The organism is Mycobacterium cajalii (assembly GCF_045809005.2).
In the GTDB taxonomy this organism is placed as follows: Bacteria; Actinomycetota; Actinomycetes; order Mycobacteriales; family Mycobacteriaceae; genus Mycobacterium.
Genome location: NZ_CM141436.1, coordinates 4,720,879 through 4,735,814 on the forward strand (window position 1 = coordinate 4,720,879; position 14,936 = coordinate 4,735,814).

The window sequence follows — 14,936 nt, forward strand, 5'->3', positions numbered from 1 at the left end:
TCAGTAGGTTTTCAGCTCGATCGAGTTGACGATGCGCTCGAAGACCTCCTGGGGTATCGGCGCGCCACCGGGGATGTTGTCGACGACCAGCCACTGGTTGCGCTTGACGTAGTCGGCGAACTCCTTCTGGTAGTTGGCGAAGCCCTTCTCGTAGTCGTCACCGCAGGCGGCGAGCTCCCCGGCCAGGATGTAGGCCCCCAGCAGCGCCACACTGGTGCCCTGGCCCGACAGCGGCGAGCAGCAGTAGCCCGCGTCGCCCACCAGCACCACCCGGCCCTTGGCCCAGTGATCCATCTTGATCTGCGACATCTCGTCGAAATAGAAATCCGGTGCGCTGCGCATGTACTCGAGCAGCTGCGGCCGCACCCAGCCGTCGCCGGCCATCCGCCGCTCCAGCTCGGCGAACTGGGCCTCGGTGTCGCGGTAGTCGATGCGCAGCTCGGCGTCCATGAAACCCAGCATGGCCCGGGCTTCGGTGTTGTCGCGCGCGCTGTAGACCCCGGCCATGCTCGACTCCCCGTAGTTCCAGGTCTGCCAGTAGTCCAGGTTCAAGAAATTGGGCACGGTGAAAATGGCCGCGAACGTGCCCAGCCGTTCGATGAACTGCTCCTCGGGGCCGAAGACCAGCCTGCGCACGGTGGAGTGCAGGCCGTCGGCGCCGACGACGAGGTCGAAGGTGCGCGGGTCGGCGCGCTCGAAGGTCACCCGGACCCCCGTGCCGTCGTCGTCGAGGGCCGCGATGCTGTCGCCGAACACGAACTCGGCATTGAGTTTGGTTGACTCGTAGAGCAATTCGACGAGGTCGTCGCGCAGCAGCTCGATCTCGGGGCCGGCGATGGGCCCAACGGTGGGTCCAGCAGGGGGGGCCTCGGTGTCGTGGGACATCTCGTTGCCGTCGCGGTCGACCACCGACGAGCCGCGGATCCGCGTCCGGAGATGGTCGGCAGCGGCCCGCAACGACATGCGTTCGAGCACCGTCAGCGCCGGGCCCCGCACGTCGATCGCCTGCCCGCCCGGCCGCAGCCCGGCGAAACGCTCCACGACCGTCACCGAATAACCTTGGTGGGCAAGCCAATACGCCGCGGTTACGCCGGCCACGCTGGCGCCGGATACCAGCACACTAACCATGGAAAGTCACTTGATCCCTGCCAGTTTCGCTGCATCGGTGAAGATGTCGTCGAGCATTGCCGGTGTCAACCTACCGGTGAACATGTTCTGCTGGCTCGGGTGGTAGCAGCCGAGCAACCGCACGCCCGCGTTCAGCTCCGCGACGACGCCGTGCCCGAACCGCGGCTTGGGCAGCCCGGCCGCGGCCGGCAGCCGCAGCGCGACCTGCCAGCCGAACCCGCCCAGGGCCACGATCACCCGGACGTGAGCGGCCACCAGCCGCCACTCGGCCTCCAGCCACGGCCAGCAGGTGTCGCGCTCCGCCGGAGTCGGGGCGTTGGCCGGAGGCGCACACCGCACCGGCGCGACGACGCGAACGTGCTTGGCGCGCAACCCGTCCGCGGCGTCCACGCTGGTCGGCTGGTTCACCAGGCCGGCCCGGTACAGCGCCGCGTACAGCTGATCGCCCGACCGGTCGCCGGTGAACATCCGCCCCGTGCGATTGGCGCCGTGCGCGGCGGGCGCCAGCCCCACGATCAACAGCCGGGGCCGCTCCGAACCCCAGCCCGGCACCGGGCGTCCCCAGTACGGCTGGTCGGCGAACGCCCGGCGTTTGGCGACGGCGACGTCCTCGCGCCAGCTCACCAGCCGCGGGCAGGCCCGGCACACGCTGATCAGCGCGTCGAGCCGGGGTATCGAGTCGGCGCCGGCCGCCAGCGCGAGTACCTGCGCGGCGCCGGCGGCCGCCGGGGTCTGCGGGGTCGCCGGATCGCCGGGCCATCCGGTGCCGGGTTCGACCGGGGAGCTGAACGGCTGGCCGGTGCGTGGGTGGACGAGCACATGAACATCGTGCATTCAGCCGGTGGCATCCGCGAAATTCGTTCGCTGCGCTCACCGACCCGGGGTTACATTCGGCCGCGATATCCATGAGTCTCACGAGCCGCGGCCCGGCATTCCTGATCCTGTTCGCCACGCTCATGGCCACCGCGGGCACGGGAATCTCGCTGGTGACGTTCCCGTGGCTGGCCCTGCAGCACCACGGTAGCGCGCGCGACGCGGCGATCGTGGCCGCCGCCATGACGGTGCCGCTGGTGGCCGCCACGGTGGTCGCCGGCACGGCCGTCGACTTCTTCGGCCGGCGGCGGATCTCGCTGGTGGCCGACCTGCTGTCCGGCACGGCGGTGGCCGGCGTCCCCCTGCTCACCCTGGCACTCGGCACCGACGCGATCACCGTGGCGGTGCTGGCGGTGCTGGCCGGGATGACGGGCGGGTTCGACCCGGCCGGGATGACGGCCCGCCAGTCGATGCTGCCGGAGGCCGCCGCGCGCGCCGGCTGGTCCCTGGACCACACCAACAGCATCTACGAGGCGGTCCTCAACCTCGCCTACATCCTCGGCCCGGGTCTGGGTGGTCTGATGATCGCCACGGTCGGTCCCATCTCCACGATGTGGATCACCGCCGGCGCATTCGGGTTGTCCATCCTCGCGATCGCCGCGCTGCGCCTCGAGGGCGCCGGCAAACCCGGGCCCTCGAACCGGGCCGAAGGGTTGATGTCCGGCATCACCGAGGGGCTGCGGTTCGTCTGGCAACTGCGGGTGCTGCGCACGCTCGGGCTGGTCGACCTGGCCGTCACCGCGCTGTACCTGCCGATGGAGAGCGTGCTGTTCCCCAAGTACTTCGCCGACCGGCGCCAGCCGGCCGAGTTGGGCTGGGCGCTGATGGTGCAGACCCGGGCCCCGGAGCGGCTGCGCGGCCGGGTGGTCGGGGCCATGGCGTCGCTGACCTACGCGGCGGGGCCTTTGGGACTTCTGGTGGCCGGGCCGCTGACCGACGCCGCCGGCCTGAAGGTCACCTTCCTGGCGCTGGCGCTGCCCATCCTGGCGATCGGACTGGTCGCCACCCGGCTGCCGTCGCTGCGGGAACTGGACTTGGCGCCCGAACTCGACGCGCCTTCACCGCTGTAGGCCTCGGCGTCACTCGCCGAGAATTCTGCCCCTTCCGACGCAACGGCGTAAACTAAGTCCATGACTAAGTCTGCTGCGATCAGGGTCGGCGTCCACGAGGCGAAGACCCGCCTGTCGGAGCTGCTGCGGCTCGTCGACAGCGGGCAGGAGGTCGAGATTGCCCGGGGAGGTGAACCCGTTGCAAAGCTCGTGCCGTTCCACTCGCAGAACACCCGCCGCTTGGGCATCGACCACGGCGTGTACACCGTGCCTGAAGATTTCGACGTTCCGTTGCCGGACGATGTTCTCGAAAGCTTTTATCGGTGAAGCGCTATCTCATCGATACCCACGTTTGGCTCTGGCTGCAGTCCGACCCCGGCCGGTTGTGCGACCAAACACGGGCAATCGTTCAAGACGTCCGCAACGGCATTTTCTTTTCGGCCGCCAGCGCCTGGGAGATCGCCATCAAATACCGGCTCGGCAAACTCCCGTTGCCCGAACCACCGGCCTCCTATATCCCTGATCGCATGCGTCGCTCCGGCACGTCTCCGCTGCCCGTCGACCACGCGCACACCCTGAGGACCGCTGATCTTCCCGATCACCATCGGGATCCGTTCGACCGTGTCCTCGTCGCTCAGGCGCAGCTGCTCGACCTGACGATCATCACCGCGGACAACCAGCTGTCTGCCTACGACGTCGCGGTCGTCGCCGCGTGATGATCGGATTTCGCCGGGGCTGCCCGATGCCACTGTCGCCCGCCTCGACGGTGCTGCGGCATCCCTTGGCTCGTCGCGACTTTGGTGAGTTCCTTTGTCAGAACACCGAACTTGACCCGTTCCAGGATCGCTCAACTGTGCAGCGGTCGGCGCGCCGTAGGATCGGCCCGTGAACCCGGATGCGTTGGCGGATCTGATCACCGGCCTGCCCGACGGGACGGTGGTCACCGATCCGGCGGTGACCGAGGGCTACCGGCAGGACCGGGCTTTCGACCCGTCGGCCGGCGAGCCCCTGGCGGTGGTCCGGCCGCGGCGCACCGAAGAGGTGCAGACGGTGCTGCGCTGGGCCAGCGCCAACCAGGTGCCGGTGGTGACCCGCGGCGCGGGCAGCGGCCTGTCGGGCGGGGCGACCGCGCTGGACAACGGGATCGTGCTGTCGACGGAGAAGATGCGCGACATCACCGTCGATCCCGTGACCCGCACCGCGGTGTGCCAGCCCGGCCTGTTCAACGCGGAGGTGAAGAAGGCCGCCGCCGAGCACGGCCTGTGGTACCCGCCCGACCCGTCGTCGTTCGAGATCTGCAGCATCGGCGGCAACATCGCCACCAACGCCGGCGGGCTGTGCTGCGTGAAGTACGGCGTCACCACCGACTATGTGCTGGGCATGCAGGTGGTGCTGGCCGACGGCACCGCCGTGCGGCTGGGGGGTCCGCGGTTGAAGGACGTGGCGGGCCTTTCGCTGACCAAGCTGTTCGTCGGCAGCGAGGGCACCTTGGGCGTGATCACCGAGGTGACGCTGCGGCTGCTGCCCGCGCAGAACACCTCGAGCATCGTGGTGGCGTCGTTCGGGTCGGTTCAGTCCGCGGTCGACGCGGTGCTCGGCGTATCGGCGCACCTGCGGCCCTCGATGCTGGAGTTCATGGATTCGGTGGCGATCAACGCCGTCGAGGACATCCTGCGCATGGACCTGGACCGCGGTGCGGCCGCCATGCTGGTGGCCGGCTCGGACGAGCGGGGCGCGGCCGGTGCGCAGGACGCCGAGGTGATGGCCGCGGTGTTCGCCGAACACGGTGCCACGGAGGTGTTCTCGACCGACGACCCGGACGAGGGCGAGGCGTTCGTCGCCGCCCGCCGGTTCGCCATCCCCGCGGTCGAGGCCAAGGGGTCGCTGCTGCTCGAGGACGTCGGGGTGCCGCTCCCGGCGCTGGGCGAGCTGGTCGGCGGGATCGCGCGCATCGCCGCCGAGCGCGAGCTGATGATCTCGGTCATCGCCCACGCGGGGGACGGCAACACCCACCCGTTGCTGGTGTACGACGCCGCGGACGCCGCGATGACCGAACGCGCCGAGCTCGCGTACGGCGAGATCATGGACCTGGCCCTCAGCCTCGGCGGCACGATCACCGGCGAACACGGCGTCGGGCGGTTGAAGCGGCCGTGGCTGGGCGACTACCTGGGGCCCGAGGCGATGGCGCTGAACCAGCGCATCAAGACCGCGCTCGACCCACTGGGCATTCTGAACCCCGGCGTGGCCATCTGAGCCCTCGCGCCCGGCTGCGGCGCGGTGCCGTCGGATTTGACACTGCGCGTCCCGTGTCGTACGAATGAGACATGACTGCGGCCGTGTCTCACAACGCGCCGGCCACGTTCGAACTCGCCACGGCCGACACGTGGGCGGCCCCCTGGTCGATGTACCGCGCGCTGCGCGACCACGACCCGGTGCACCACGTCGCGCCGGCCGGCAGGCCCGGGCACGACTACTACGTGCTGTCCCGCCATGCCGACATCTGGGCGGCGGCGCGTGACCACGAGACGTTCTCCTCGGCACAGGGTTTGACGGTCACCTACGGTGACCTGGAAATGATTGGGCTGCAAGACAATCCGCCGTTCGTCATGCAGGATCCGCCGGTGCACACCGAGTTTCGAAAACTGGTGTCGCGCGGTTTCACGCCGCGCCAGGTGGAGGCGATCGAGCCCAAAGTCCGCGCATTCGTGGTGGAGCGCATCGAGGGGTTGCGCGCCGCCGGGGGCGGCGACATCGTCGCCGAGCTGTTCAAGCCGCTGCCATCGATGGTGGTCGCCCATTACCTCGGCGTGCCCGAGGAGGATCGCGCGCAGTTCGACGGGTGGACGGACGCCATCGTGGCGGCCAACACCGTCGAAGGCGGTGTCGCCGGCGCACTGGGGAGCGCCGGCGACGCCGTCGGCTCGATGACGGCCTACTTCACCGGGCTGATCGAGCGGCGGCGCACCGAACCCGAGGACGACACCATCTCGCATCTGGTGGCCGCCGGGGTCGGCGCGGACGGCGACATCGCCGGCACCCTGTCGGTGCTGGCGTTCACGTTCACGATGGTCACCGGCGGCAACGACACCACGACCGGCATGCTGGGCGGGTCGATGCCACTGCTGCACCGGCGGCCCGACCAGCGCCGGCTGCTGGCCGATCGGCCCGGGCTCATCCCCGACGCGGTCGACGAACTGCTGCGGCTGACCTCCCCGGTGCAGGGCCTGGCGCGCACCACCACCCGCGACGTGACGCTGCACGGCACCACCATCCCGGCCGGTCGCAAGGTGCTGCTGCTCTACGGGTCGGCCAACCGCGACGAACGCCAATACGGGCCCGACGCCGGCGAACTCGACGTCACCCGGTGCCCGCGCAACATCCTGACCTTCAGCCACGGGGCGCATCACTGCCTGGGCGCCGCGGCCGCCCGGATGCAGTCGCGCGTCGCGCTCACCGAATTGCTGTCCCACTGCCCCGATTTCGAGGTCGACGAGTCCGCGATCGTCTGGTCGGGCGGCAGCTACGTGCGCCGCCCGCTGTCGGTGCCGATCCGGGTCGACGCCTGATGGCGGGCGACTGGCTCGGGGGGCGACGCCAGGAGGCGGCCACCGACCGGATCCTCGACGCGGCCGAGCGGCTGTTCACCGAGCGGGACCCGGCCTCGATCGGGATGAACGAAATCGCCGCGGCCGCAGGGTGTTCCCGCGCGACGCTGTACCGGTACTTCGAGAACCGCGACGCGCTGCGCACCGCGTACGTGCACCGCGAGACCCGCCGGCTGGCCCGCGCCATCGCCGAGCGGATCGACGGCGTCGACGATCCGGGCGAGCGGCTGATCGGCGCTGTGGCCGCGGCGTTGCGGATGGTGCGCGACAGCCCAGCCCTGGCGGCGTGGTTCGCAACCAGCCGTCCCCCGATCGGCGGCGAGTTCGCGGGCCGCTCCGAGGTGATCACCGCCTCGGCCGCGGCGTTCCTCGACTCGCTCGGTCCGGAAGACCCTGCCGCCGTCCAGCGCCGGGCGCGCTGGCTGGTGCGGGTGCTGACGTCGTTGCTGATGGTCCCGGGCCGCGACGAGGCCGACGAGCGGGCGATGATCGAGGAATTCGTCGTGCCGATCGTGACGCCGGCCGCAGCACGCCGGGTCTAGGTGGCTGGTGTTTTTCGCGTGGCGTTGACCGGGTAATCGGGTGCGGTCGGCGAGAATGGTTGGGTGAGTTTGGGTTTGACGCCGAAACAGGCGGATTTGTGGCGGTCGACGGTGGATTTCTGCGAGGGCCGGGTGGCGCCGGACTCGATTTACAGCGTGCTGCACCGGGAGTGCTTCAACTTGTTCGGCGATGAAATGTTCGCCGACTTGTTCACCGATGTCGGCCGGCGCAGCGTGCCGCCGATGATAGTGGCGGTGGTGATGGTGTTGCAGCGCATCGAGGGGCTTTCGGATCGGGAGGCGGTGGATCGGTTCGCGTTCGACGCGCGGTGGAAGTATGCCGCGGGCGGGCTGGACTTCGATTATCCGGGGTTTGTGCACACCGTGTTGGTGGACATGCGCGCGAGGCTGGCCCGCTCGGATCGCCCGGACCGGATCTTTGAGGTCACCCTGCAAGCGGCCAAGGCGGCCGGGCTGGTGGGCCGTAAGCGGGTGCTGGACTCGACCCCGCTGTATGACGCGGTGGCCACCATGGACACGGTCACATTGATCCGCTCGGCGATCCGGGGACTGCTGGCGGTCGCCGGCGCGGAGCTGCAACCCGCGCTGCGGGCGCGGCTGTCCCGCGACGACGACTACGTCAGCGCCGGCAAACCGGTGTGTGACTACGACGACGTGGCGGCGCGCGAGGCGCTGGTGGACGCGCTGGCCCGCGACGCGTCTGCGCTGCTGGCCTGCCTGGATGAGCAGGCGCTGAAGCCCGAGGTGGACAAGGCGGCCAAACTGTTGGCCACCGTGGTCGGCCAGGACCTCGACCAAGACGCCGCCGACGGGATATTCCGCATCGCGCGCCGTGTGGCCGCCGATCGGGTGATCTCCACGGTGGACCCGCAGGCACGCCACGGCCACAAGACCTCCGCGCGGGGTTTCGACGGATACAAGGGTCACATCGCGATCGACCCCGACGCCGAGATCATCACCGCCACCGAAGTCACCGCCGGCAACGCCGGCGACGCCCAACCCGCCACCGACCTGCTGGCCGGCGACCTACCCACTCCGGTGACCAGCGACACCAACACCGCCGACGGAGATTGCGTTGATCCTCAGGACGACTCGAGCCTCGGTGCAAGTGCTGGCACGACGACCGCGGCCAGCGCGGTCGGTGATGGTGATGGCGACGGGAGCGCCCCCAGCGTGTGCGGAGCCCAAGACCAGCGATGCCCGGCGGTTTACGGCGACGCCGCCTACGGTGCGGGCAAACTGCTGGCCGTGTTGGAAACCGCGGGCGCGGAAATCTTCACCAAGGTGCAGCCACCGACCGCGCCGGGTGGCCGCTACGCCAAGGACCGCTTCGTCATCGACCTCGACGTCGGCACGGTCACCTGCCCGGGCGCGGTGACCGTGCCGATCCGCCCGGCCAAGGGCGGCGGCGGCAACGCGGTGTTCGGCCCGGCTTGCGCCTGCTGCCCACTGGCCGAGCAGTGCACCAGCTCAACCGCCGGGCGCACCATCGCGATCAGCCGCTACGAGGCCGAACTCACCCGTGCTCGCACCACCCAAGCAGATCCGGGCTGGGTCGCCGACTACAAGGCCACCCGGCCGAAAGTGGAACGCAAGATCGGCCACCTGATGCGCCGCCGCCACGGCGGCCGCCGTGCGCGCGTGCGCGGCACCACCAAGGTCGCCGCCGATTTCTCCCTGCTGGCCGCCGCGATCAACCTCGCACGCCTGGGTGTGCTCGGATTACACCGGGAAGGCGCAAACTGGGCCGCCGCCACGACCTGAGGCCGGTCGGCGATGCCAACCGGCCCACCAGGACCGCCTGTAGACCAGCCAAGCAACGGAATCGCCAATCCCGACAACCGAATTCACCTGAGCTAGGAACCGCTCACGACCACACGAGCATCGCCCAATAGCCCGACCGGTCAACCAGCGCCCCCACAATGGCCGTTCGACACCAGCCACCTAGACGGTATGGGCAGGCTGGGGCCTCGCTGCATGTGATCGTGGGTTGCCGACAGGAATCAGGTCCTGGCCGGTAGAGCCACAGATGTAGGAGGCCCCAGTGAAACGCCATCGTACGAGTGTTGGGTTGGATGTGCACGCACGATCAGTGGTCGCGTGCGCCTTGGACGGGGACACCGGGGAGGTGTTCGAACGGCGATTGACCCCGGACTATCGGGATGTCCTGGAATGGTTGCGGTCGCTGCCGGGCAGGGTGGCGGTGACGTATGAGGCGGGGCCAACCGGGTTCGGGTTGGCCCGGTTTCTGCTGGCCGCGGGGGTCATGTGTCTGGTGGCTGCGCCGTCGAAGCTGCAGCGCCCATCAGGGGATCGGGTCAAGACCGACGCCCGTGATGCCGCGCATCTGGCCCGGTTGCTGCATCTGGGACAAATCGTGGCGGTCACGATTCCCAGCGCGGATCAGGAAGCAGCCCGCGATCTGGTGCGCGCCCGTGAGGACTGCCGCGGCGATCTGATGAGTTCCCGGCACCGGGTATCGAAACTGCTGCTGCGCCAAGGGATCATCTACTCCGGCGGGCGGACTTGGACCGGTAAGCACGAGGCATGGCTACGGGCGCAACGCTTCGAAGCCACCCCATTGCAGCTGGCTTACGACACCGCCCTGGATACGATGCTGGCCACCGTTGATCGCCGCGACCGACTCGATGCCGCGATCGCCGAACTGGCCGCCGACAGTGCCTACACGCCGGTGGTCACGCGGTTGGGCTGCTTGCGTGGGGTCTCGACGTTGACCGCGTTCGGGCTGGCGGTCGAGATCGGTGACTGGGGCCGGTTGACCGGGCGCTCAATCGGGGCCTACCTCGGGCTGGTGCCATGCGAGTACACGTCGGGGAATTCACGCTCGCAGGGATCGATCACCAAGACCGGCAACGGGCATGCCCGCCGGTTGCTGATCGAAGCGGCCTGGCACCACCGTCAACCGTATCGGCCCGGGGTAGATCTGCGGCGGCGCTGGGATGCCGCCAGCCCGGCAGCACGGGCGCGGGGCCAGCAAGCCAACCGGCGTCTGCACCACCGCTGGGTGTCCTTCGATGCCCGCAAGAAGCGCCCCGTGGTCGCCAACACCGCCATCGCCCGGGAACTGGCCGGCTGGTGCTGGTCGCTGGCTGTGCTCGACACCTGAGCACCGGCCCATAACTGTCCGAACAACCCGGTGGTGGCGGCAGCGCCTGGGAGTGACCCGCGAACGCCCTATGAGCAATCATGTTGCAGTGCAGTCTGATTACGCTCGATCTCTAGACCCGCGATCCACTCCAGCAGAACAGTCCGTCCTGCGGTAACCAACCCGCGAATATCAGACTTGACGACGCGTCGACAAACGACACGCTCGCCACCACAGAGTCCCCGTTCGGTCAACGGAAGCGGCGTCCCCGGCGACGGTCGAGGACGCCGCTTCCCCCTGCGGTCTTGACAAAACCGATTCCATATCAGGGCGTCCCGCGGCTCATTCGCGCACGCGCGTGAAGCGGTGCAGCAGCCAGGCCGGGGGGACCGTCATCGCCAGGGTCGCGACGAACAGGTACAGCATCGAGCCGGTGTAGACGTGCGCGCGCACGACGTAGACCATCGCGAATTCCATCGTGATCAGATGGATCAGGAAGATTTCGTAGGAGATCTCCCCCAGCCACACCATCGGCCGGCTGGCCAGCAGCCGCGAATACCAACCCCGGTCGCCCATGGCCAGCGGCGCCACCGCCAGCGTGGCGATCACCGCGTAGAACACCGTCTTGAACAGCGCCTCGCTCAGCGACGCCGGCGACGTCGTCGGCGCGCCCGCGATGGGCGTGGAGACGATGAAGTAGCTGACGACCGCCAGCGGGATGGCCACGAACGCGTAGCCGCGCACCCGCATCCCCTGCAGCACCGACAGCGCCATGCCGCCCAGGAACCAGGCCAGGTACGTCGGCAGCCACAGCCGGGCGCCGTCGGGAAATGCGTGGTCGGTGTGCACCAGGACCAGCCACGCGGGGCTGAGCAACGCCAGGCCCGCCAGGGCGCCCAGCACCAGCCGCGGGCGCCATCGCCGCCGGCAGATCAGCACCAGCAGCACGTAGGCCAGCAGCGGCAGCACGACGTAGAAGGACGCCTCCACCGCCAGGCTCCACATCTGCGTCAGCCCCTGGTGCAAGTACTTGCCCAGGTAGCCGTTGCAGTAGATCTGCGTCAGCGTGAGGTTGCGGGCCAGCCCCAGCCAGCTGTGCCCGGGGTTGGGCCCGGCCTCACGGAAGTGGTACAGCACGTAGGCGAACAGCACGGTGACGACGTAGGCGGGCATTATCCGGCGCACCCGGTGCCGCGCATAGCGGCTCAACGAGGGGGGCGGGCCGCCGGTGGCGGCCGATTTCACCCAGGGGCGAAACAGCAGGAAGCCCGAGAGCACGAAGAAGATCGGGACGCCGATCTCCAGCCGGGCGCCGACCAGGCCCCAGTAGCCGTGGGTGTACTTGCCGGTGGTGTAGGCCGCGTGGGTGCCGACGACCAGGAGCGCGGCGAGGGCACGGATGCCGGTCAGCGACGCGACCCGGTCCACATGCGAAATCTGTTCGAGCCCGCCCTGTTCGATCTCCTCGGACAGGGTCATCGGCCGGTGTCTCGTCGGGGCCGCCCACCGTCGTGGCGGGTCTTCGCGGGGGGCTTGCCGGACGACCTTTCGGGCCGCAGGTCGATGAGCACGCCCGAGATGCGGGTGCGCTCAAGCTTTTTCAGCGTCGATTTGGGCAGTTTGGCCGGCAGCTCCACCAGCGAGAAGTCCGGCCCGATCGAGATGTGACCGAAATCGCTGCGGTGCAGCCCGCCCTCGTTGGCGATGGCGCCGACGATGGCGCCGGGGCCGATCTTGTGCCGCTTGCCCACGGCGATGCGGTAGGTGCTGAAGGCGCGCAGGTGCCTGGGCTGCTCGGCGTGCTCGCGGCGCTCGCGGCGCTGCTCGGGTGGGGGTTCGGGCGCCATCAGGAACGCCTCGCCGTCGCGGGACTGCAGCGCCAGCGCCGCGGCGATGTCGGCCATCGGGACGTCGTGGTCGCGTTCGTAGTCCTCGACGAGCCGGCGGAACAGCTCGATGCCGGGGGCGCCGAGCGCGTCGGTGATGGAGTCGGCGAACTTCGCCACCCGCTGCGCGTTGACGTCCTCGACGCTGGGCAGCTCGGCCTCGGTGAGCGTCTGGCGCGTGGCCTTCTCGATCGCCTTGAGCAGGTGGCGCTCGCGCGGCGACACGAACAGCAGCGCGGTACCGCTGCGCCCGGCCCGCCCGGTACGCCCGATGCGGTGCACGTAGGACTCGGTGTCGTGCGGGATGTCGTAGTTCAGCACATGGGAGATGCGCTCCACGTCGAGGCCACGAGCGGCCACGTCGGTGGCTACCAGGATGTCGATACCCCCGGACTTGAGCGCGGCGATGGTCCGCTCCCGCTGCGCCTGGGGGATGTCGCCGTTGATGGCGGCCGCGGAAAACCCTCGCGCCCGCAGCTTTTCGGCGACCTCCTCGGTGGCCTGCTTGGTGCGGACAAAGACGATCATCGCCTCGAACGGCTCGACCTCCAGCACGCGGGTCAGCGCGTCCATCTTGCGCGGGCCGGCCACCTGGATGTAGCGCTGCAAGATGTTCTCGGCGGTGGCGGTTTTCGCCTTGGAGGTGACCTCGAGGGGGTCGTGCAGGTATTTGGTGGTGATCTTGCGGATCGCCGGCGGCATGGTCGCCGAGAACAGGGCCACCTGCTTGAATTCCGGGGTTTCGGACAGGATGCGCTCGACGTCCTCGGCGAAACCCATGGTGAGCATCTCGTCGGCCTCGTCGAGCACCAGGTAGTCGACGTGCGAGAGGTCCAGCGTCCCGCGCTCCAGGTGGTCGATGATCCGGCCGGGGGTGCCGACCACCACCTGCGCGCCGCGGCGCAGCCCGGCCAACTGCACGCCGTACGACGACCCGCCATAGATCGGCAGCACGTTCACCTCGGGCAGGTGGGCCCCGTAGCGGCTGAACGCCTCGGCCACCTGCAGGGCCAGCTCCCGGGTGGGCGCCAGCACCAGCGCCTGGGTCGCCTTGCTGGTCACGTCGATCTTGGACAGGATCGGCATCGCGAACGCGGCCGTCTTGCCGGTGCCCGTCTGGGCCAGGCCCACCACGTCCGAGCCCGCCAGCAGCGCCGGAATGGTCGCAGCCTGGATGGCCGTCGGCGACTCGTAGCCGACGTCGGCGGCCGCCCGCACCACGGCGGGATGGATCTGCAGGTCGGCGAAAGTGGCGGGCGGGGCCGCGGGCGAATCTTCGGAGGGGGCCATTGTCCTATGGAGTTTAGTGGGAACCGGCGGTTCGCAGGTGCCGAGCGGGGTCGGGTGGCCCCCCCCGTGGCCGAGCGCACATCGGGCCATGGCGGCCACGCCTGCCCGGCCCGCCGGCCCGAGGACGGTACGGTGCGCGGTGTGTGGTCGCTAGCCCGCCGTGCCCCGGCTGTCGTGTTGGTCGCCGCCACCCTGTCGGGCTGCGGCTCGGGTGACTCCACGGTCGCCAAGACCCCCGAGAGCAGGGTCACCGGCCCGGCGAGCGCCCCGGGCGCGGCGCCCGGGCCGCCGTCGATCACCGCGCCGCCGGCGCCCCCCACCAGCAGTGGCCCGCCGCCCGATCCCTGCGCGGTCGACCTCGCCGCGCCCGCGATCGCCAAAGTGGTCTCCGAGTTGCCACGCGACCCGCGCAGCGGGCAGCCCTGGAGCCCCGCCCCGCTGGCCGGCAACTACAACGAATGCGCCCAGTTGTCGGCCGTCATCATCAAGGCCAACACCAATGCGCCCGGCCCCAACACCCGCGCGGTGATGTTCCATCTCGGCAAGTTCATCCCGCAGGGGGTGCCAGACACATACGGGTTCAACGGGATTGACACCGCGCTGTGCACCGGTGACACGGTGGCGCTGACCTATCCCAGCGGCCTCAACGGCCTGCACACCCCGGTACGGTTCCATTGGAACGGCACCGGGGTCGAGATCATCGGGAACGTCCCCGGCTGAGCGGGCCAGCAGGCCGGCGACGCGGATACCCGCTGGTGCCGCATCGGCAACGAGGGAGATGACGTGAGTCACGACGCTAAGCGTGCCCGGTCAAGGCCATGGTGCCGGCAGTGCCGCCAACTTGGCTTCTCTCAGCAATGCGCCCGGCAAAGCGTTTCCAGATAGCGCGTGATCTCGAAGCTGCGCGTGTGCGGATCGACAAGCCGGAGCCGGATCGCTGTCCCCGGCACCGCCGAGCAAAGCGCAGGCCGGCGTTCTCGTCGGCTACCGCCCAGCTTCGCGCCGGTCTCGGCAAGCCGTATCAGCTGCTCACCAGGAGCGGCAGGGAGATCACCCCGGTGCCGCAGGTCACCACGAATACCCAACGGCCATCAACCGGCAGGCACACGTCGATACCGAAGAACGCGAATCCGATTTCGCCGCCGGCGGCGGCGTCGGGCAGCTCGTATTCGAAAGCGAGCGGCTCGTCGTCCGTCGGTGGCCTGGCTTCTACGTCGACCCGCCGAACCGGACTGTCGGTCTCAGTCTGCGTCAACAGCACGAGCGTGAACTGGGCCAACCGGTCGCTTCCAACCCTGAATCCGGCCAACACGCCGCCAGTCACCGTGAGTTTGTTGTCCACCACCGAAGCCGCTTCGGCGAGGAAGGCGCCGGTAATCACGCTGCCGAACGTACCGTGTCGCGGGCCCTCGCGGTCGGCAAGCCAGCGCACACCC

Annotated in this window: 13 protein-coding genes and 1 pseudogene; 9 read left to right on the forward strand and 5 right to left on the reverse strand. The window is 69.4% G+C overall.

Annotated features, from left to right (window positions below):
* Both ACJ512_RS22370 and ACJ512_RS22375 read right to left on the reverse strand, forming a co-directional pair.
* Window positions 1-1,128, reverse strand: a complete 1,128-nt coding sequence (locus ACJ512_RS22370) for an FAD-binding protein (protein ID WP_407689403.1) — start codon at window positions 1,126-1,128, stop codon at window positions 1-3.
* A gap of 6 nt (window positions 1,129-1,134) precedes the next feature.
* Window positions 1,135-1,962, reverse strand: a complete 828-nt coding sequence (locus ACJ512_RS22375) for a uracil-DNA glycosylase (RefSeq protein WP_407689402.1) — start codon at window positions 1,960-1,962, stop codon at window positions 1,135-1,137.
* 71 nt (window positions 1,963-2,033) lie between these two features.
* Here ACJ512_RS22375 and ACJ512_RS22380 point away from each other — a divergent pair, with 71 nt between their 5' ends.
* The 8 genes and pseudogenes from ACJ512_RS22380 to ACJ512_RS22415 all read left to right on the forward strand — a co-directional run bounded on the left by ACJ512_RS22380 (window position 2,034) and on the right by ACJ512_RS22415 (window position 10,345).
* Entirely contained in the window at window positions 2,034-3,071 is a 1,038-nt protein-coding gene (locus ACJ512_RS22380) for an MFS transporter (protein ID WP_407689401.1), read from the forward strand.
* Window positions 3,072-3,146: 75 nt separating this feature from the next.
* Window positions 3,147-3,230 (forward strand): annotated as a pseudogene (locus ACJ512_RS22385) (type II toxin-antitoxin system Phd/YefM family antitoxin); the annotation flags it as partial.
* 143 nt (window positions 3,231-3,373) lie between these two features.
* A complete protein-coding gene (locus tag ACJ512_RS22390) occupies window positions 3,374-3,766 on the forward strand; it encodes a type II toxin-antitoxin system VapC family toxin (protein WP_407689400.1) in 393 nt (130 codons plus the stop codon).
* 169 nt (window positions 3,767-3,935) lie between these two features.
* Entirely contained in the window at window positions 3,936-5,303 is a 1,368-nt protein-coding gene (locus ACJ512_RS22395) for an FAD-binding oxidoreductase (protein ID WP_407689399.1), read from the forward strand.
* A 71-nt stretch (window positions 5,304-5,374) separates the two neighbouring features.
* A complete protein-coding gene (locus ACJ512_RS22400; RefSeq protein ID WP_407689398.1) occupies window positions 5,375-6,616 on the forward strand; it encodes a cytochrome P450 in 1,242 nt (413 codons plus the stop codon).
* Window positions 6,616-7,197 (forward strand): TetR/AcrR family transcriptional regulator, encoded by a 582-nt coding sequence (locus tag ACJ512_RS22405; protein ID WP_407689397.1) that lies wholly within the window; start codon window positions 6,616-6,618, stop codon window positions 7,195-7,197. The genes ACJ512_RS22400 and ACJ512_RS22405 overlap by 1 nt, the downstream gene beginning before the upstream one ends.
* A 63-nt stretch (window positions 7,198-7,260) precedes the next feature.
* Window positions 7,261-8,982, forward strand: coding sequence for a transposase (locus ACJ512_RS22410; protein ID WP_407689781.1), 1,722 nt, complete (start codon window positions 7,261-7,263; stop codon window positions 8,980-8,982).
* Between the two features lie 280 nt (window positions 8,983-9,262).
* Window positions 9,263-10,345 carry an IS110 family RNA-guided transposase gene (locus tag ACJ512_RS22415; RefSeq protein ID WP_461479761.1) on the forward strand — a complete coding sequence of 361 codons (1,083 nt, stop codon included), beginning with the start codon at window positions 9,263-9,265 and terminating at the stop codon, window positions 10,343-10,345.
* A 321-nt stretch (window positions 10,346-10,666) separates the two neighbouring features.
* Here the strand turns inward: ACJ512_RS22415 and ACJ512_RS22420 are convergent, their stop codons facing one another.
* Entirely contained in the window at window positions 10,667-11,803 is a 1,137-nt protein-coding gene (locus ACJ512_RS22420) for an acyltransferase family protein (protein WP_407686181.1), read from the reverse strand.
* Window positions 11,800-13,500 (reverse strand): DEAD/DEAH box helicase, encoded by a 1,701-nt coding sequence (locus tag ACJ512_RS22425; RefSeq protein WP_407686182.1) that lies wholly within the window; start codon window positions 13,498-13,500, stop codon window positions 11,800-11,802. The genes ACJ512_RS22420 and ACJ512_RS22425 overlap by 4 nt, the downstream gene beginning before the upstream one ends.
* Before the next feature lie 132 nt (window positions 13,501-13,632).
* Between ACJ512_RS22425 and ACJ512_RS22430 the strand changes: the two genes are divergently transcribed.
* On the forward strand, window positions 13,633-14,220 hold the full coding sequence (locus ACJ512_RS22430; protein ID WP_407686223.1) for an LppP/LprE family lipoprotein: 588 nt from the start codon (window positions 13,633-13,635) through the stop codon (window positions 14,218-14,220).
* Between the two features lie 301 nt (window positions 14,221-14,521).
* On the opposite strand, the gene ACJ512_RS22435 is transcribed toward ACJ512_RS22430, so the two are convergent.
* Entirely contained in the window at window positions 14,522-14,881 is a 360-nt protein-coding gene (locus tag ACJ512_RS22435) for a hypothetical protein (protein ID WP_407686224.1), read from the reverse strand.
* Window positions 14,882-14,936 lie beyond the last annotated feature (55 nt).